This is a genomic window from Deminuibacter soli (genome assembly GCF_003412455.1).
GTDB lineage: Bacteria > Bacteroidota > Bacteroidia > Chitinophagales > Chitinophagaceae > Deminuibacter > Deminuibacter soli.
This window is the reverse complement of record NZ_QTJU01000001.1, coordinates 1,397,909-1,415,735: the sequence shown is the minus strand read 5'-3', so window position 1 is coordinate 1,415,735 and position 17,827 is coordinate 1,397,909. Positions and strand designations below refer to the sequence as shown.

15 protein-coding genes are annotated in these 17,827 nt (G+C 45.4%); 10 read left to right on the top strand and 5 right to left on the bottom strand.

Annotated features, from left to right (window positions below; genetic code table 11):
* Nucleotides 1–6 precede the first annotated feature (6 nt).
* Nucleotides 7–1,464, bottom strand: a complete 1,458-nt coding sequence (locus DXN05_RS06245; protein ID WP_116846308.1) for an NAD-dependent succinate-semialdehyde dehydrogenase — start codon at nt 1,462–1,464, stop codon at nt 7–9.
* A 46-nt stretch (nt 1,465–1,510) separates the two neighbouring features.
* A complete protein-coding gene (locus DXN05_RS06240; protein WP_116846307.1) occupies nt 1,511–2,476 on the bottom strand; it encodes a LysR substrate-binding domain-containing protein in 966 nt (321 codons plus the stop codon).
* A gap of 243 nt (nt 2,477–2,719) precedes the next feature.
* Between DXN05_RS06240 and DXN05_RS06235 the strand changes: the two genes are divergently transcribed.
* The 3 genes from DXN05_RS06235 to DXN05_RS06225 all read left to right on the top strand — a co-directional run bounded on the left by DXN05_RS06235 (nt 2,720) and on the right by DXN05_RS06225 (nt 4,588).
* Nucleotides 2,720–3,250, top strand: coding sequence for a GNAT family N-acetyltransferase (locus DXN05_RS06235; protein ID WP_116846306.1), 531 nt, complete (start codon nt 2,720–2,722; stop codon nt 3,248–3,250).
* Between the two features lie 47 nt (nt 3,251–3,297).
* The gene (locus DXN05_RS06230) at nt 3,298–3,528 is read left to right on the top strand and encodes a hypothetical protein (RefSeq protein ID WP_116846305.1); all 231 of its coding nucleotides are present in this window, start codon (nt 3,298–3,300) and stop codon (nt 3,526–3,528) included.
* An 85-nt stretch (nt 3,529–3,613) separates the two neighbouring features.
* Nucleotides 3,614–4,588 carry a cation diffusion facilitator family transporter gene (locus DXN05_RS06225; RefSeq protein ID WP_116846304.1) on the top strand — a complete coding sequence of 325 codons (975 nt, stop codon included), beginning with the start codon at nt 3,614–3,616 and terminating at the stop codon, nt 4,586–4,588.
* A gap of 99 nt (nt 4,589–4,687) precedes the next feature.
* Here DXN05_RS06225 and DXN05_RS06220 read toward each other — a convergent pair whose 3' ends face one another.
* The 3 genes from DXN05_RS06220 to DXN05_RS06210 all read right to left on the bottom strand — a co-directional run bounded on the left by DXN05_RS06220 (nt 4,688) and on the right by DXN05_RS06210 (nt 10,456).
* Nucleotides 4,688–5,662, bottom strand: coding sequence for a DUF1735 domain-containing protein (locus DXN05_RS06220; RefSeq protein ID WP_116846303.1), 975 nt, complete (start codon nt 5,660–5,662; stop codon nt 4,688–4,690).
* A gap of 19 nt (nt 5,663–5,681) precedes the next feature.
* Nucleotides 5,682–7,247, bottom strand: a complete 1,566-nt coding sequence (locus tag DXN05_RS06215) for a SusD/RagB family nutrient-binding outer membrane lipoprotein (RefSeq protein WP_116846302.1) — start codon at nt 7,245–7,247, stop codon at nt 5,682–5,684.
* Between the two features lie 71 nt (nt 7,248–7,318).
* Nucleotides 7,319–10,456, bottom strand: coding sequence for a SusC/RagA family TonB-linked outer membrane protein (locus tag DXN05_RS06210; protein WP_116846301.1), 3,138 nt, complete (start codon nt 10,454–10,456; stop codon nt 7,319–7,321).
* An 805-nt stretch (nt 10,457–11,261) separates the two neighbouring features.
* On the opposite strand from DXN05_RS06210, the gene DXN05_RS06205 reads away from it, so the two are divergent.
* The 7 genes from DXN05_RS06205 to DXN05_RS06175 all read left to right on the top strand — a co-directional run bounded on the left by DXN05_RS06205 (nt 11,262) and on the right by DXN05_RS06175 (nt 17,803).
* A complete protein-coding gene (locus DXN05_RS06205; protein WP_116846300.1) occupies nt 11,262–11,444 on the top strand; it encodes a hypothetical protein in 183 nt (60 codons plus the stop codon).
* A gap of 13 nt (nt 11,445–11,457) precedes the next feature.
* Nucleotides 11,458–12,075, top strand: coding sequence for a hypothetical protein (locus DXN05_RS06200; protein WP_116846299.1), 618 nt, complete (start codon nt 11,458–11,460; stop codon nt 12,073–12,075).
* Between the two features lie 15 nt (nt 12,076–12,090).
* Nucleotides 12,091–13,083, top strand: a complete 993-nt coding sequence (locus DXN05_RS06195; RefSeq protein ID WP_116846298.1) for a hypothetical protein — start codon at nt 12,091–12,093, stop codon at nt 13,081–13,083.
* A 132-nt stretch (nt 13,084–13,215) separates the two neighbouring features.
* On the top strand, nt 13,216–14,982 hold the full coding sequence (locus DXN05_RS06190; protein WP_116846297.1) for an OmpA family protein: 1,767 nt from the start codon (nt 13,216–13,218) through the stop codon (nt 14,980–14,982).
* A 96-nt stretch (nt 14,983–15,078) separates the two neighbouring features.
* Nucleotides 15,079–15,840, top strand: a complete 762-nt coding sequence (locus DXN05_RS06185; protein WP_116846296.1) for an ABC transporter permease — start codon at nt 15,079–15,081, stop codon at nt 15,838–15,840.
* Nucleotides 15,841–15,850: 10 nt separating this feature from the next.
* Nucleotides 15,851–16,645 carry an ABC transporter ATP-binding protein gene (locus DXN05_RS06180; RefSeq protein WP_116846295.1) on the top strand — a complete coding sequence of 265 codons (795 nt, stop codon included), beginning with the start codon at nt 15,851–15,853 and terminating at the stop codon, nt 16,643–16,645.
* A gap of 111 nt (nt 16,646–16,756) precedes the next feature.
* A complete protein-coding gene (locus DXN05_RS06175; RefSeq protein WP_245975138.1) occupies nt 16,757–17,803 on the top strand; it encodes a fatty acid desaturase in 1,047 nt (348 codons plus the stop codon).
* Nucleotides 17,804–17,827: the final 24 nt, after the last annotated feature.

Sequence of the window (17,827 nt, the reverse complement as noted above, 5' to 3'; positions counted from 1 at the left end):
GCAGGCTTACTGCATACCGCCCAGGCATACATATTTTATCGCGAGATAATCTTCTATACCATACTTACTGCCCTCCTTACCGTAACCGCTTTGCTTGATACCGCCGAAAGGTGCTTCAGCAAACGATATCAATCCTTCATTTACCCCAATAATACCATACTCCAGCTGTTCGGCCACGCGCCATATTTTATGTATGTCCGGCGTAAAGAAATAAGCGGCCAGTCCATACTCGGTGTTATTGGCCAGTGCAATGGCATCGGCTTCCATATCAAAAATATATACGGCAGATACCGGCCCGAATATTTCTTCCCGGCTTAGCTCCATAGCTGTTGTGCAGCGGGAAATAATGGTAGGTGCATAATACAGGCTGTTTGCCTGTGTACGCTGGCCACCCAATACCAGTTCAGCGCCCCTGGATAAGGCATCCTGCAGCAGGCGTTCTACCTTTTCAATCGCATCTGTATTAATGAGCGGCCCGATGGTTACACCTTCTTCTGTGCCGTTACCAACCTTTAGCGCAGCCACCGCTTTTTTGTAGGCTTCCATAAATGCAGGATAAATAGAACGCTGCACCAGCACACGATTAGCGCATACGCAGGTTTGCCCGGCATTGCGGTATTTACTGGCAATGGTTCCTTTTACAGCGGCATCAATGTCTGCATCATCAAATACAATGACCGGCGCATTACCACCCAGCTCCAGCGATAACTTTTTAACGGTAGAGGAAGCCTGTTTCATCAGTATGCGCCCCACCTCGGTAGAACCGGTGAATGAGACTTTCTGCACCAGCGGGTGCGTGGTTAATACCTTACCCACAGCCTCGGCCTGCATGGTAGGTATTACATTGAGCACACCGGCAGGCATGCCCGCTTCTTGGGCCAGTTGCGCCAGTGCCAGCGCACACAGCGGTGTATCTTCTGCCGGTTTTAGCACCACCGTACAACCCGCTGCAAGCGCAGGCGCAATTTTACGGGTAATCATGGCTACGGGAAAGTTCCACGGCGTAATAGCCGTAACCACGCCTATGGGCTGCTTCATGGCCAGGAAACGCCTGTCTGCCACAGGTGCGGGAATAATATCGCCGTATACACGGCGGCATTCTTCTGCAAACCATTCAATAAACGAAGCGCCGTACTGTACCTCACCTGCAGCTTCGGCCAGCGGCTTGCCCTGTTCGCTGGTCAGCAGCAAGGCAAGGTCGTTTGTATGATTGATGATTAACTGGTACCATTTACGCAGAATATTTGAGCGTTCCTTTGCCGGCAGGCGGCTCCATTGCGCAAATGCCGCGTGGGCAGCTTCTACCGCGGCTGTGGCATGTGTATCAGCAGCGTCTGCTACCTGTATTATTTCTTCACCGGTTGCAGGGTTATACACCGGGAATGTGGCGCTGGTATCTGTTTTCCATTCATTATTGATAAAATAGCCTGCCTGCAGCAGAGACGGGTACTGTAGTTGTAACATAACACTGCTTTAGTAGATGAAGCTATCAAAAATAATGCTATGAAAACTAAACAGCCGCCCCCAGTACCCGCAGGCAATTCACATCATTCCATTTAATGCGTTTGTATTTGCTTTGCTGCATCGATGCAGGTACACTGGCTGCAATTACTTCGCGTATTTTTTCCAGCAAGGTTTCTTTGGGAAAACTCTGGTGCACTACCAGGCTTATTTCCCTTGCAGGCTGCGGATCTTTAAAACGTTTGATGCGCTTATCGGCTCCTTCGCCTATCACCGATAATTCGGGTACCAGTGTAAAACCCTGGTTAGCCTTTACAAGGTTTTTGAGTGTTTCTATCGAACTCACCTGGAACCCGTAAGGCGTATCGCGGCGCGCCAGCTTTTTGGTATGGCATACCTGCATCAGCTGTGATGAATAACAGTAATCTTTGCTCAGCAGCAGCAGTTCTTTCGCGTCAAGATCACTGGTCTCAAGCTTCAATGCTTTACCCAGTGGGTGTTTCAGCGGCAGGTAGCCCATAAAAGGCTCGTTAAACAAAGGAATTTCGCGTAATACCGGGTTATCTACCGGGGTAGATAAAATAGCCATATCAAGTTTATCGTTAGCCAGCTTATCCAGCAAACCGAAAATATGATCTTCTTCAATTTCAAGGTTGCAGTCAGGACAAGCCTTGGTAAAAGCAGGCAAAAAAAGCGGCAATAAATAAGGTGCAAGCGTGGGTATAATACCTAACCTGAACGACCCGCTGATGCTGTTTTTTTCATCGTCCACATAATCTCTCATATGACTTAGCTGGCGTAATACTTCTCTTGCGCGGGCAATAATTTCTTTTCCTGCCCTGGTGGGTTCCAGCGGTTGCTTGCTCCTGTCAAACAGCTGCATATTCAGCTCTTCTTCCAGCTTTTTTACCTGGATAGTCAGCGCCGGTTGCGTAACACTGCAATGGGTGGCAGCTGTTACAAAATGCCGGTAATCATCTAATGCTATAACGTACTCTAATTGCTGGATAGTCATATGCTGATAGATTTATTGGAAAGACTAAATTAGGTAAACCCTTTAATAACAAGCAGTGCTGTAAGCCCCGGCAGCTTTCGCCAGTAGCACCTTAACAGCTGTTTCCGCTGTAAACAGCCCTGCTGCTGCATTGTATGGGATTCCCTTTTTTTATTCATTTCATGCAGTACCAACAGCGCCGGGCGCAATGTGCACTGCCGGCTGTTGCTTTTTATAATTTACTATCTTACATAAATACAGATTATGATGCCAGCTATTCATATTGTAACAGTTACACCCGGTCAGGCGCAGGTATTGGCCGATGTGAGCAGGCAAACATTTTACGATGCCTTTGCTGCACAAAACAGCGCTGCCGATATGGAGCAGCACCTGGAAAAGACCTATAACCTGCTGCAGATAACCAAAGAACTAACATCGCCGCATTGCCGGTTTTATTTTGCCATGGCAGGTGATATTGTTGCCGGTTATATGAAACTGAACTTTGCTCCTGCACAAACCGAACTTCATGACGCCAATGCACTGGAACTGGAACGCATTTATGTAGTGCAGAACTGGCAAGGACAAAAAATAGGCCAGCTATTGCTGAACAAGGCCATCGCACTGGTAAAAGAGCTACGCCTGCAATACCTGTGGCTGGGTGTTTGGGAACACAATGCCAAAGCACTGGCCTTTTACCGCAGAAACGGGTTTGTGGCATTCAGTACCCACCACTACACCGTGGGCACCGATGTACAAACTGATTTGATGCTGAAACTGGACCTGCTACCAGCCTGATACACTATGGCCCGATTAGTGCAACATGCAGGTTATAAACCTGGCTTATGGCAACACCACACACAAGCACACCCAACTGGTCGCAGCGCAACTGGTTGCTGATAGCAATACTCACTTTTGTATTGGGACTATTTACCGCCCGGCTGCTGCATATTGGTCAGCCGGCACCTGTTTTACCCGTTGCGCCGGCAGCCGGCAGCTCGCCTGAACACAAAAGCGACAGTGCACAAAAGCCTTACGAAACTTTTGGTAACGACAATACAGGCACCAACAAATAACCAGCACACGTTTGCATCTTCGCTGCAATAAGGGCAGGGTATCAATTCATTGCCGTTTCCGAACTTTGCTTTAAAACAACCAGCAATGGCAACTGAACAAACAGTGCAGCATACCCACTCTCACAGCCATGATCACGGGCATGGGCACGAACATGGCTATCACCATCATCACGGCATTGCCGGTACTATACCCGACAATACCCGTGCATTTGTAGCAGGCATTGTACTAAACCTGGTATTTGTAGTGGCCGAACTGATTGGCGGTTTTATAACCAATTCCCTCTCGCTGTTAACCGATGCAGGGCATAATTTCAGTGATGTGGCTACGCTGGGCCTGTCATTGCTTTCACTTCGCCTGGCCAAAATAAAACCTACAGATAAATACACATTTGGCTACCGTAAAACCACCATCCTAACTGCGTTGCTCAACACGCTGCTGCTGTTTATTGGCGTTGGTGTAATAGGCTGGGAAAGTATTCAGCGGCTGCTGCACCCGCCCGAGCCGGTGCATGGTGGCGGAGTGGCCATTATAGCAGCCATTGGTATTGCGGTAAATGCACTTAGCGCCTTATTGTTTATGAAAAGTAAAGACAGCGAGCTCAATGCCAAAGCCGCTTACCTGCACCTGATGGCCGATGCGGCTGTTTCACTGGGTGTGGTGGTGGCAGGTGTGGTGATTTATTTTACCAACTGGGCCTGGTTAGATACAGTGGTAAGTCTTGCCATTATTGTGATACTGATTGCCAGTTCCTGGAACCTGTTGAAAGAAAGCCTGCGCCTTGCACTGGATGGCGTACCGGTAAATCTCAGTCTGGCCGACATTGAAAACGCCGTAAAGAAGGTCAACGGTGTAAAAGACATTCATCATATTCACGTATGGGGCATCAGCACTACGGCCAATGCCTTAACTGCACACATTGTAGTAGATGACAACTGCACACCCGAACAGCAGGATGCCATGAAAAAGCAGATTAAACATGAACTGCAACACCAGCAAATTGTACACGCCACGCTGGAGTTTGAAACCGCTAAATACTGTTGTGATGAAACTATGGAGTAGGTGAATGGGGGGGTATGTACACGAATAAGCTGATAAAAGAAAGAGGCTGTAACGGGTTAAACCCGTACAGCCTCTTTTTATATACAAGGTGCTTGTTTATTAACGTGCGCCAGTGTAAGTAAATACCTCATCGAACTTGGTTCTGTTAACACCAGCCTGAACCATCCAATAAGTCACAGCAAATGATTTTACGCTACCATCTGCGTTGAAGGTGATTTTATTGATACCGGTAGGATCAAGTTGTGCAGCACGTTTCTGTGAGTTGGTTGCCTGTCCGTAATAGTTGGTTACGCTGGTAACATTACCGCTTGCATCGAAGTAAAAAATAGGAGCAAAGTTACCGTAGTAAGATTTACTGCCGCTCGCATCGCTGTAAAACGGATGTCCATAGTTACCCGAATATTCTACATCTTTCAGGGCAATTGAATTGCCTGAGTAAGTAATCAGTTCTTCGTCCAATGGATACCAGCCATTGAATGCACCGCTTTGCGTGTCATTAAAAGTACCGGTAATAGTGTATTTACCATCATAACTGTTACGTGCAGAGAACGAATAGATCGCTTTGCCGAAATTGCCGCTGATAATACCTGAAGAAGCAGAAGCAATAGTTAAAGGCAATGCATAGTTTACGTTAAAATCGTAAGATGCATTTACCACTACGGTTACCTGAACTTGTGACTGGTGTGTACCCTTTTTAATTACCACTGAGCTGGGTACTTTATAAATAGTTGTCGGAGGTGCTACATAATCACCATCATCGCTGTTATTGTAGGCAGTTAAGGCTGCCGTATCTACTGCGAGGTTTACCGTGATATCTGTTGGGGCAGCATCTGCACCTGAATAACTCACATTTACATTGAATTTGGCGGAATCGCCTGTTTTCAATACACCGAGATCGCTAGAAAAACGGGCATATGCAGCATTGGCGCCGGAAACGATAGAACCGGTATTGGCAAACTCAACTACGCTGTTTGACTGTGAAGGGTCAACCGCAGGAGCATCTTTAAGACATGAAGTTGCCCCCATGGCTGTTGCAGCGAGAACCGGCAGTATATGTTTTAATGAAAATCTCATACTCTGATAGAATTAAAAGTTATTGTAAAGCCCAGAAGATAAAAGAAGTATTCGGGTTAATTCCTTTGGGCAGGTTACCTGAGTTATTGCTGGCCTCAGTGCTGGGATACAACACCCTGGTAGGCAGTTTGTCAGGACGTGTGCTGGTAGACTGTGTGGAAGCAAAGCTGTTTACTGCATCGCTGTTACCCGCAGTTACAGGGTAGTGTGTACGGCGATATTCATTAAATGCTTCTGCTCCATTTACAAAGTTCAGGGCAATGTATTTCTGGGTGATGATTGCTTCAATCTGTTCGTCGAATGTAGTCGCCAGGTTAAAGTTCACCAGGTAGTTGTCGGTATTGTCATTTTCGTCGTGGTAGGCAGCAGCATCAGCAACAGGATCTCCAACCAGGGTAACATTGTCTGCTTTTTTATACAGGAAAGTATAAGAAGCTTCAATGCCCTTGTTGAATAAGGCTTCTGCATTGCCTGGAATAATACCGCGTACTACAGCTTCAGCCTGCAGGAAATAGCTTTCAGCTGCGAGCATAGCAGGATAACCCGCGTTAGGACCTTTCAGTGCACCAGAACCCAGAGAAGGCAACCAAACACTGCCCGCAGGACATGAAGGCACGCTGTTGCTTTCAAAGCCAAGCTGGTTAGCAGCTACGTTAGGATAGCCCTGGTACATAACTGTACCCCTGTTTTCGTCGCTGATTTTTTTACCGTTGTAAAAGCCCAGCGCATAGATACTGGTAATCCATGCTTTGTTACCTGCAGAGCCATCGTATTTATAGCTCCATGTATCGTAAGCGGGGTTCTGCTGACCATTGTCTTTGATGAAAGTAGGCTGTATAATAGCATCGCTGGTAAGAAAGCCCAATGCATCAAAAGTGGGGTTTTTCCAGGCAACTTTATTACCTGCACGCAAAATCAGACGCAGTTTAATAGTGTTGGCAAAACGTACCCATTGTTTAACGTCGCCTTTGAACAAAGGATCATAGCCGGCATTTACTTTCAGCGCCTTTACGTTACTGTTGGGGTCGCTATCCAGGGAAGCCTGTGCTTTTTTCAGCGAAGCAATACCAGAATCCAGCTGGTTAGCCAGGCTCGCATAAATTGCTTCTGCTTTGTCGTATTTAGGTGTCAGTGAACCTGTACCTTTTAATGCGTCGCTGTAAGGCACATCATTATAAGTATCAACAAGCATCTGGTAATGGAATGCTTTCATAATCCTAGCTGCACCATTGTACATGCCATAATCAGCAATGGTGTCTGTTGCGTTAATTACGTATTGGTAATCGTTCAGGTTATCGAACGTGTTAGACCAGATACCGCTGTAATCGCTGCTGCCGAAATTGTAGGTAACAGAAGATCCGAAACCGCCATAACCGCCGGCATTTACTGCATAACCCACCAGCTGTGAACCATAGCTGTTTAATGTGTTCATGGTAGAAGCAGTAAATACCAGTGCCTGTGGAAGCACTACCTCTGGTGTACCGGTAGTGGCACTGTTGGGGTTATCGTTGATATCCAGGTATTTTTTACAAGAGGTACCTGCTACCATCACACCACCCGCTATAAGAAATATAAGTTTTTTCATTACTGTAAATTTTAAAACCAACCCTGCTTTGAAACAAGCTCCAGGCAGGGCCTGTGATTGATTATACTATCCTAGAAAGTGAGTGACAAAGTAGCACCGTAAAAACGTGATGGCGGAGTTTGACCGAGGCCGGTTAAACCAATACCATTGCTGTCGTTACCTGCGTCGCTGTATTCAGGATCGGTATACACATTTGATTTTGCCAGCCATACAAACAGGTTACGTGCCTGGATGCTGATCGTTGCACTTTTAATGGCTTTTGTTTTAGCCAGTATTGCTGCTGGTACATCGTAAGCCAGAGAAACTTCTCTCCATTTCCAGAAATTACCTGAAGTAACATAGTTAGCTGTTACACCACGGTTTTCATCGTTGGTCCAGAAACCTGAGTTACCGTTACCATCCTGTACAGTGATGTTGGTGTTAGCCACATATTTGCCAGAACCATCCATGTATACTGAGTTCGGGAATACAAAACGTTCGCGGTTGAAGGCAGCAGTTCTGATACCGGTACCAGCCCAGTCAAGTTCTGTACCCATGTTGTTGAACACTTTGTAACCACCGCGGTATTCAAACAAGGTAGAGAAACGGAAGTTTTTATAACGAACCTGCAGATCAAGGCTTACTCGGTTTTTAGCAACTGCATTACCCAGAATTTTCAGGTTGTCTTTATCTGCCTGTGGTGTACCTGTTTTAGAATCAACAATTACACGGCCCAGTGGATCACGGAAATAATCGAAGCCCATGATAACAGGGAATGCCTGACCAGCTACTGCATAAGAGCCGGAACCGTTACCGTAGGTTGCCAGTGAAATTTTAGAAAGGTCGGCACTGATAAAGTTTACTTTATTGTCCAGGTAAGTATAGTTACCACCAATTGTCAGGTCCAGATCACGAGACCTGATAGGCGTAACGTGTGCTGCCAGCTCTAAACCACGGCTTGAAGTCTGACCGGTATTTACACGGTAAGCAGTATAACCGGTAGCATTAGATACGTTGGTTGATACTGTCTGGTTATCAGTTTTAGTGCTGTAATAAGTAAGTGAAGTAACAACCCTGTCTTTCAGCAGGTTCAAATCAAAACCACCTTCGTAACCTTTGGTGATCTCAGGTTTCAGACTTGGAGAAACAAGGGTGTTGTCCAAACCGTAGCCTGCAACGCCGTTGAAAGGATAGCCATGCTGCTGGCTGAAAGTCTGCTGCAGGTAATAAGCACCAAAGTTTGTGCTGTTACCCAGGTTCACCTGACCTACTTTAGACCAACCGCCACGCAGTTTCAGGTAGCTGATGGTTTTGCTTCTTTTCAGGAAATCCAATGCATCTGTAGCGATGAAAGAGAGGTCAACTGAAGGATAGAAGAACGAACGGTTTTCAGGAGCAAGGATAGAAACCTTGTCGTTGCGGCCTGTACCGTGTAAGAACAAAAAGTTTTTGTAACCCAGGCGGATATCACCAAACACACCGAACTGACGGGCCTTGAAGTTGGTTTCAGGACCAGAGATTCTTGCAGTGGTGTTGCTGTTGTTGAACAAACCAGGAATGGATAAACCACCGGCAGATACGTCGATACCCTGTGATTCATCCTGGCGGAACTGGGCACCACCGATCACGTTCACACTGTAATCACCAAATTTCTTGTGATACTGGGCCAACAGGTCGGTTAACAGTTCAGTGGTATAAGATGAACCATCAGCAACTGAAGCTTTGATATCAGTTTTTGCACCGCTGCTGGTTTCAGCAAATTTGGTATAATCGAATGAGCCTACTGTGTTTTTGTAAGAGCTGTTTCTTGTAGCAATAGCCTGACGACCGGTTAAATCTAACCATGAAGTAGGAGAATATTTCAATTCAATGTTGCCGGTCAGATAGTCATTACGCTGTTTAGACCTGTTATTGTCGAGCGTAAAGTATGGGTTCTGATACCATGGGTTATAATAACCGTTGGGGTTGGCAAATTTGTCTGTGCGCCAGTTTTTGTATTTGGTAACATCTACGTTCTGTGGCATATTCAGCAGGTTGGCGAACATGCTTGAAGTTTGCGTAGTAATGTCGTACCTGTTCTGCGAGTAAGTAGCAGTATAGGTAGCCAGCAATTTATCAGTGATTTTGCGGGTACCGTTTGCACGCAGTGTAGTACGGTTATAACGGTCTTCAGGTGTTGTACCGGTCACTTTCGCGTACTGGCCAGACAGATAGAAGGTAGATTTTTCGTCACCAGAAGAAACTGAGAAGTCAGTCTGGTTAGTATAACCTTTTACCCAGAAGTTGTTGTGTGCGTTGTTGCCGCTATAGAAAGCAGAATCCTGGCTGCCATCTTCCAAAGGCACACCCAGGGGAACTTTGCTGCCATCGAAAGCAGGGCCGTAAGATTGGTTCTCGAGGTTAGAGAACAGGGGTTGACCATTTGCATCAAAGCCATAAGCGCTACCACCTGCACCATAAGCATATTGCAGTTTAGGGAAGAAGGCAACAGATTCAATAGTTGTAGTGTTAGACACTTTAACAACAGGTGCACCTTTTGTTCCTTTTTTGGTGGTAACAATCAAGGCACCGTTAGAAGCTTGTGAACCGTATAATGCTGCTGCACCTGCACCATTTAACACTACGATATCTTCTACATCTTCAGGGTTCAGGTTACCCAGTAAAGTGTTTGGAACAATTACGTTGTCTAATACAATCAACGCCTGGTTATTACCAGTCAATGAACGCTGACCACGCAGAATTAAACGGTAGTTGGGGTTAACACCACCACCTGTTGCGTTGATCTGTAAACCGGCAACTTTACCCTGCAGACCGCCGGCAATGTTCACTGCTTTACCTGCAGTAAGCTGTGTAGCTTTTACTACAGTGTTGGCAGTACCTTGTTCCCTGCGTTTGGTTTTAATACCACCCGCGGTAACAATCACCTCATCAATTAATGCATTGGATTCTTCGAGCTGTACAGCGCCGCTAAAGTTTTTGCCTACATAAACTTCTTTTGCTTTGAAGTTCAGCGCGCTTACTAAAAGGGTACTACCTGGTTTGACAGTAATGGTAAAATTACCCTGCGCATCGGTACTGGTACCCATTTTGGTACCTTTTAACAAAACGGTGGCACCTTCAACCGGTGTACCCGTTGTTGAAGTGATTTTGCCACTGATCTGTTGAGATTGGGCAGTGGCGAATATGCAAAACAGCATAGCCACTGTAATCAGTGATAAAAGTTTTCTCATGTGCGTTGATTTAAAAACAAATAAAGGAATAGGAATCACTACGGGTGCAAATCGCAGTTAATCAAAAAGATATATAAAATTTAAATTAGGCTAAATTGATTTAGCACGATGGGCATATACCTACTCGAATCAGGTATCAACTTAAGTTTATGGAGCGTGTGCGCAATAACCACCAACAGGCGGTTTACGGCATTTAGTTGAACAGGGTATGTTTGCTTTCTCATGTGCATTTTAGTAATGGGTACAAGTCAAATATATTAAAAGATGTTACAAACAATAAAATTTTGTTACGAAAAAGATAAAAAAATGCCAAAATTAAGGCGATATCTGTAGTGAAAAATCAATTTAGCTACAATCCTAATAAATAAATAATAATTATTATATGTGTTTAAAATCAATTGGTTTAGTTTTCCAAAACCATCCATCCGCTTCATTAACCGCCTATCCGCGCGGCTTACCCTTAAAATGTCCTTAACAAACCTCATCCTGTTTTTTAACCGCTGATAACACGTCCTTTACCGTTTTCAGACAAAAGAAACCGCTCCTCTCACATTCCCTAACATCGTGAGGCTTCCTGCATATACCTTTACTTCATCAAATCAAACAGGAGCACATCTCCACGACAAATGAGCAACATACAGACGTTTTCAAGCATTCGTCTTTGCAGCAACAGGGTAAAACCAACGGCCACAATCTCCAGCCAGTAAAATTCAGCAAAAAGATTTACCGCGTTTAAACCATCCAGGCTTCCGCCATCGCGGAACTGCCCGTCAATTCTTGTATCCAGTTTTAATAATCAACAATTATGAAAAGCAGAATACTGGTGATCGTATGCATCACCCTTATGCTCGCGATTATACACCGGCATGCAAAAAACTACCATGCCAGGCATAGCCAGCAAAAAACGGCTTTGCACACAGGTGCACATGCTTACCAGGTTTTGTGTTTCAGCCTGCCGGGTATACAGCTATTATTAAGTCAACTATAAAACAAACAACACGATGTCCAGCTTAGGAAAAAAACTGTTGTCAGCTTTTGTTGAAGTAACAGATACATCCAATACTGTTACCAGCGAACCGGCAACACAGCAGGCTGTGCCTGCCCGCAACCCGGCACCGCCTGTAACAACAGATGGTAAGTTTAAACAGTATTTCGATCAGCTGTTTAAAGAGGCCAATTTGCCCGGACCTGATTATTATGAGTTCTCAAAAATGATCAGCGCCATGCAAACCATACCCTATGAAACAGCCCGTTACCAGGCAGCCTTTGCAGGCCTGCAGGTACAGGGTTTGAGTAAGGAAAAACTGTTGCAAACCGCAGCAGCCTACATTCAGCTGATTGATACAGATGCAGCCAATTTCAATAACACCATAACAGCTACCACACAGCAAAAGGTGCATGGCAAACAGGAAGAAATCAATGAAAAAACACAGCGTATACAACAGCTGTCGAAAGAGATCACGGACCTGCACAACTGCATTACACTTTTGCAAAATGAGCTGAAAGAAAACGAAGAAAAAATAACAGCAACCACCGGCGGTTATGTGCAGGAAAGCAATTTCCTGAAACAATCCATACAGGCCGATATTGAAAAAATAAAACGCTACGTAGCGTACTAACAATACAAACAGTATATGCCAAACACATTTCAACAGCAGCAAAAACCCGGCTGGTTCAGCGAGCCCAAAAACATGGCTACCACTTTTGTTGCTGTACTGTTATTCGCCGGACTGGCATGGGGCTTTTTTACCTTTGTACTGCCCTGGCTGGTAACCGTAACCTGGAACATGGTTAACCTGGTTATAGGAGGTGTTATCGCAGGCTTTCTGCTGATGCTTGTAACCAACAAAAAGTTCTGGCGCGCACTGAAATACTTCAGTGAGTTTATCGCCAATTACACTGTTGGCCTGGCCATTGAACTGAATCCCTTCAATATTTTACAGGCCAAGATTGACCAGGGCTATAAAGACCGCAACACGCTGTATGAACAGGCAGCACGTTTAAAGGGGAAACAAAGCGAACTGGTAGATAAACTGAACGGGAAAGAAAAAGAACTGCAACTCAATGTGCAGAAGGTAAAAATTCTGCAGGCAGAAGGTAACAACAACCGCCAGGTTGACCTGTATGCCAACAATGTATTGCGTTGTAAAGAGTATATCGAAAATGTTACACCTATTGTAGGCGACTTAAACAAACTGGTTCAGTTTGCCGATACCGCTTATGAAGAAAGTGGTATTATGCTCGAAGATGCGAAGCTTGACCTGGAAGCCAAGAAAGATCTTTATTACTCTGTAACCACCGGCCTCAGCGCTGTAACCAGCGCCATGAAAGCCTTTAAGGGTGATGATGAGCTGAATAGTGATGCCGAAAAAGCACTGGCCTTGCTGAAAGTAAAGATCGGCGAAAAAATAGGTCATATTAAATCGGCCATTGATGTTACTTCACGCTTTCTCGACGACAGGGTGCTTGAAGACAAAGCCAAATCGGCACAGGCTGTTGAACTCATCAAACGTTTTGATGTAAACAGCGATTTTAACTACACCCGCGACGCCTTGCAACGCAATGCCAATAACGGCAGACTGAAAGATGTGCAGGTACCAGACCGGTACAAAGGGCTGCTCGACTAATCATTTTCCAACTCAAAGGCCGTCAAATTACCTGAAAGTAACAGCGTAAAAAACTACTGCTGCTGCTTAACACCCAACCTATGTTCATACACCCGTAAAACAACACTCAAACAAACTGTAAAAACAACTTATATGAGCATTAAATTAAAACCCGCCGGTAAAGTATTGATTATAGCAGGCATTGTTGCCGCAGGTATTGCCGGTGTTAAATGGTACCAGCATTTACCCAAAACAGCTACCAGCGCTGTAGAAGTTGGTAAAGTAGCATTGCCCGATGCCCCCGATGCATCTTTAAGCAGCAATGCCGTGCAGTTGCCCTTACCTGGTAATGAAACGGCCATTAACGGCGGCTCGCAGGTTACCTGGGAGCGCATGGCCTGGAACAGCCAGTTCTCTGCCATGTATGCCAACGGTGGCGTACGCACCACAAAAGGTTCTTTATTCGATAAAGCAAAACTGGATGTGAGCTACCTGCGCCAGGATGACTGTAACAAACAAATGGCCGACCTCGTAAAATTTGCGAGTGATTACAAAAGCAATCCGAATACCCCTGGTGTGCTCATCACGTTTATGGGTGATGGTATGCCTGCATTTATCACCGCCTTGTCGAAACAGCTGGAACCGCTTGGCCCCGAATATCAGCCCGTGATTATACCCGTTACCCATGGTAAATCATTTGGTGAAGACCAGGTGATGGCCCCGGTTTCATGGAAGCAGGATGCGCACAATGCCATCGGTAAATGTGTAGCCGGCGTGATGCGTGACGGCGACGTGAACATTCTGCTGAAATGGGCCGGTGACAATGGTTTGCGTGTTAACCCAGACGAAACCACGTACGATGCAACTGCAGTGAACCTGGTAGCTGCAAGTGACTTCCTCGATGCACCTAACAAGTATATCACTGGTTATACCGAGAAACGCAGGATAGTGGCCAACGGCAAAACCACCGGCCGCGATACAACCGTGGGCGTAGATGGTGTTGCCACCTGGACACCCGGTGATGTAAACGTTGCTACCAAAAAGGGCGGACTGGTTACTGTTGTAAGCACCAGGCAGTATGCTTCGCAGATGTCGAACCAAACCATTGCTATCCGCAAATGGGCCAACGATCACAGAACCGATGTGGAGAACATGATTGTAGCCCTTGCACAGGCCGGCGACCAGGTTCGCTCGTTTACGGAAGCCAAAAAGTTCGCAGCTGAAGTAAGCGCACAACTGTACCAGGAACAAACAGCCGCATACTGGCTGAAATACTTTAACGGTGTAGAAGAAAAAGACGTGCAGGGATTAACCGTGAACCTTGGAGGCTCGGCCGTATTTAACCTGCAGGATATGGCCAATACCTATGGCCTGGGCGCCGATAAGGTAGACCGTTACAAGGCAGTGTACAACACCTTCGGCAACCTGATGGTAAAAATGTATCCTGCTATTATGCCCGGCTTTCTGCCCTATGAAAAAGCGGTAGACAAATCGTTCCTGCTCAGTGTTATTGCCAACCATCCCGAACTGCTGGAAGGCAAGCCCATTGAAACGCAGTACGCAACGGAAATTACGGCAGCAGTTTCAACAAAATCGTACAGCATCGAATTCGAAACAGGTTCTGCCAATATCCGTCCTTCTTCGTACCAGCTGCTCAACGAAATATTTGAATCAGCCGTAGTAGCCGAAGGTTTAAAACTGGGTGTGTATGGCCATACCGATAACAATGGTTCAGACGCCATTAACCAGCCACTGAGCGAAAAAAGAGCCGGCGCTGTAAAAGCATGGATGCTGAAAAAAGGGTTGAAAGAAAACCAGATTGAAGCCAAAGGTTATGGTTCATCCAAACCGGTTGCCGATAACAGCACCGAAGCCGGTAAAAGTAAAAACCGCCGTGTGGAAATTGTATTGGGTTTGTAGTGTTGTTTAACCCGTGACAGTGCCGGAAGCCTTGCATATACAGGGTTTCCGCCTGTACACCGGTTCTTTTTATTCTTGTTTCTTAACCATTGCATCATGAAAAAACTGTTTATACCCTTTCAGCAATTAAGCAAAAGCACCGTAACCATACTCGCAGGTGGCCAGGTAGCAATAGCCCTGGTATTGTGGCAGGCTTGTTCAAACGGGTTAATACCGCAGCCTTTAAAAGTGGCTGATGCCTTCCTGCAATTACTGGGCAGTAAAACATTGCTTGATAATTTACTCACAAGCATTGGCCTTACTGTACAGGCTCTGTTGTATTCCATTGCCATTACCCTGGTATTTGCCTACCTGTCTGTCATTCCATTTTTCAGTGCAGTTGCACATTTCCTGGTCAAATGCCGGTATCTCACATTAACGGGTTTGATTTTTATTTTCACCCTGCTTACACAAAACGGCAGCCAGTTGAAATTATCACTCCTGATATTTGGCATGGTTCCTTTTTTTGTTACCTCGCTGCTGAGTATTATTACCAACATGAACAAACAGGAATATGACCTGTGCAAAACGCTTGGTTACAACAACTGGCAAACCCTGTACGAAACCGTGATCATTGGCAAGGCAGGTAATGTGCTGGAAATACTGCAGCAAAACTTCGCCATCGCCTGGCTGATGATTACGCTGGTAGAAGGCCTGAACATGAGCGAGGGCGGCATTGGCGCTATGATGATCAAGTATAACAAATACAATAACCTCGCGTATGTGCTGGCCCTGCAACTGATCATTTTTCTGCTGGGGCTTTGTTTCGACTGCCTGCTGGGCGTTTTACGCAAATGGTTATTTCCTTACACCCGTTAACAATTTTAGTATGACTGTTTACCAGAAAAAAGAAGTATTGCTGCAGGCCAGCAATATTCAGTTACAATACGGTGATGCCCCTATTTTAAGAGACATCAATTTCTGTATCAAAAACATTGTGCGCCCCGGTATGCTGCAAGGGCAGGTAGTATCGCTGATAGGCCGCAGCGGTATCGGCAAAACACAAATGCTGAAAATACTGGCCGGCCTGCAGCAACCCAGTGCAGGCAGCATTACGCTGTTTGGTAACCGCCCTGCACAGGCAGGTGATATGGGTGTTATTTTCCAGAACTATTACCTGTTTTACTGGCGTACCATTTACCAGTCACTGTTACTGGCTGCCAGGCAAAACCCATTGCTGAAAGGAAAGGAAAAGGAAACCGTGGAACAATACCTCAGCAACTTCGGGCTGCTCAGTGTAAAGCACTATTATCCCGGGCAGTTATCCGGCGGCCAGCAGCAACGCGTAAGTATTATGCAACAATTACTCAAAGGCGCCTCCTTCCTGCTGCTTGATGAGCCCTTTTCAGGCCTGGATGTTTGTGTGCTTGATAAGGTTATAGAACTGCTGTTGCAGGTATCACTTTCAGATGAATTAAAAACACTCATTATCGTGTCGCACGATATTCAGCATGCGGTGGCTATTTCAGATACGGTTTATATTTTAGGCACCGAAAATGGCCAACAGGGTGCAACAATTAAAAAAGAGATCGATTTAATTGAACGCGACCTGGCCTGGCACAGCGATATTCAACGCCAGCCTGCATTTTCGGATACTATTGAAGAGATTAAACACCTGCTGTAGCCGCATATAACAAATTAAATATATGTTATGACTAATACAAATAACTAAAAAAAAGTTTGTCCAATGTATTTAAGCGTTACCTTAAAGCGTTCTCATATAAAACCTACTACATTGGACAAACAAACATTTATCTACTCACACGTGAGTGAACCTCATCGCGTACGTACAAAAAAAATTCTTCAGCAGCATCCAGACATCAGGGAGCTTATCGGAAAAAATCCTTATACCATATTTGCCATCATTGGCCTGGTTGTATTTCAAACTGCTTTGGCAGGCCTTGTATCCGGTCAGTCATGGTGGTTGGTATTCGGAGCAGCCTATTTACTTGGCGCATTCGCCAACCATGCACTGTTTGTAATGATTCACGAGTGTGCCCACCAGTTGTTATTCAAAGGCAAAATTGCAAACCGTTTAGCAGGCATGTTCGCCAACCTGCCGCAGATTTTTCCCAACTCTATTTCTTTTGAACGTTACCACATCAAACACCATTCATTCCAGGGTGTGCATGAATTAGATGGCGATTTACCCAACCATTGGGAAGCACGCCTCATCAACAACTATTTCATCGGAAAAGTAATGTGGCTGTTATTATATCCCTTTTTCCAGTTATCAAGACTGGGCCGCCTGAAAGAAATCAAGGCGTTTGACAAATGGACAGTCGCCAACTTTATTATACAGGTTGTTTTTACCGCTGCCATGTGGTATTTCTTCGGCTTTAAAGCCATTGCCTTTATGGTGCTGAGCTTTTTCTTTTCTGTTGGTCTGCACCCGCTGGGTGCAAGATGGATACAGGAACATTATGTTGTAAAAGAAAACCAGGAAACCTACAGCTATTACGGTAATATGAACAAACTGGCTTTTAACGTGGGTTACCACAATGAGCACCATGATTTTCCTTCTATACCATGGAATAAACTGCCGCAGATAAGGTCGAAAGCTCCCATATTTTACGACAGCCTTTATTACCATACCTCATGGGTAAAATTGTTCTTCCGTTTCCTTTTCGACCAGGAAATATCGCTGTTCTCTCGCATTATCCGCAACAACAGGGGTAAAGTTCCTTTGACAGACAAGTCCAAAGCCGATATTGAAATGACCCAGATGAACGCTCACCCGGAAACACAGCTGGCACCTGTACCGGTACCTGTATTGCAGTAACAATACTACCTTATTATATGCAAA

Bases quoted from the DNA above. Each gene is read 5' to 3' on its own strand.
- DXN05_RS06245 (WP_116846308.1), bottom strand. From the start codon at position 1,464: ATGTTACAACTACAGTACCCGTCTCTGCTGCAGGCAGGCTATTTTATC.
- DXN05_RS06240 (WP_116846307.1), bottom strand. From the start codon at position 2,476: ATGACTATCCAGCAATTAGAGTACGTTATAGCATTAGATGATTACCGG.
- DXN05_RS06235 (WP_116846306.1), top strand. From the start codon at position 2,720: ATGATGCCAGCTATTCATATTGTAACAGTTACACCCGGTCAGGCGCAG.
- DXN05_RS06230 (WP_116846305.1), top strand. From the start codon at position 3,298: ATGGCAACACCACACACAAGCACACCCAACTGGTCGCAGCGCAACTGG.
- DXN05_RS06225 (WP_116846304.1), top strand. From the start codon at position 3,614: ATGGCAACTGAACAAACAGTGCAGCATACCCACTCTCACAGCCATGAT.
- DXN05_RS06220 (WP_116846303.1), bottom strand. From the start codon at position 5,662: ATGAGATTTTCATTAAAACATATACTGCCGGTTCTCGCTGCAACAGCC.
- DXN05_RS06215 (WP_116846302.1), bottom strand. From the start codon at position 7,247: ATGAAAAAACTTATATTTCTTATAGCGGGTGGTGTGATGGTAGCAGGT.
- DXN05_RS06210 (WP_116846301.1), bottom strand. From the start codon at position 10,456: ATGAGAAAACTTTTATCACTGATTACAGTGGCTATGCTGTTTTGCATA.
- DXN05_RS06205 (WP_116846300.1), top strand. From the start codon at position 11,262: ATGAAAAGCAGAATACTGGTGATCGTATGCATCACCCTTATGCTCGCG.
- DXN05_RS06200 (WP_116846299.1), top strand. From the start codon at position 11,458: ATGTCCAGCTTAGGAAAAAAACTGTTGTCAGCTTTTGTTGAAGTAACA.
- DXN05_RS06195 (WP_116846298.1), top strand. From the start codon at position 12,091: ATGCCAAACACATTTCAACAGCAGCAAAAACCCGGCTGGTTCAGCGAG.
- DXN05_RS06190 (WP_116846297.1), top strand. From the start codon at position 13,216: ATGAGCATTAAATTAAAACCCGCCGGTAAAGTATTGATTATAGCAGGC.
- DXN05_RS06185 (WP_116846296.1), top strand. From the start codon at position 15,079: ATGAAAAAACTGTTTATACCCTTTCAGCAATTAAGCAAAAGCACCGTA.
- DXN05_RS06180 (WP_116846295.1), top strand. From the start codon at position 15,851: ATGACTGTTTACCAGAAAAAAGAAGTATTGCTGCAGGCCAGCAATATT.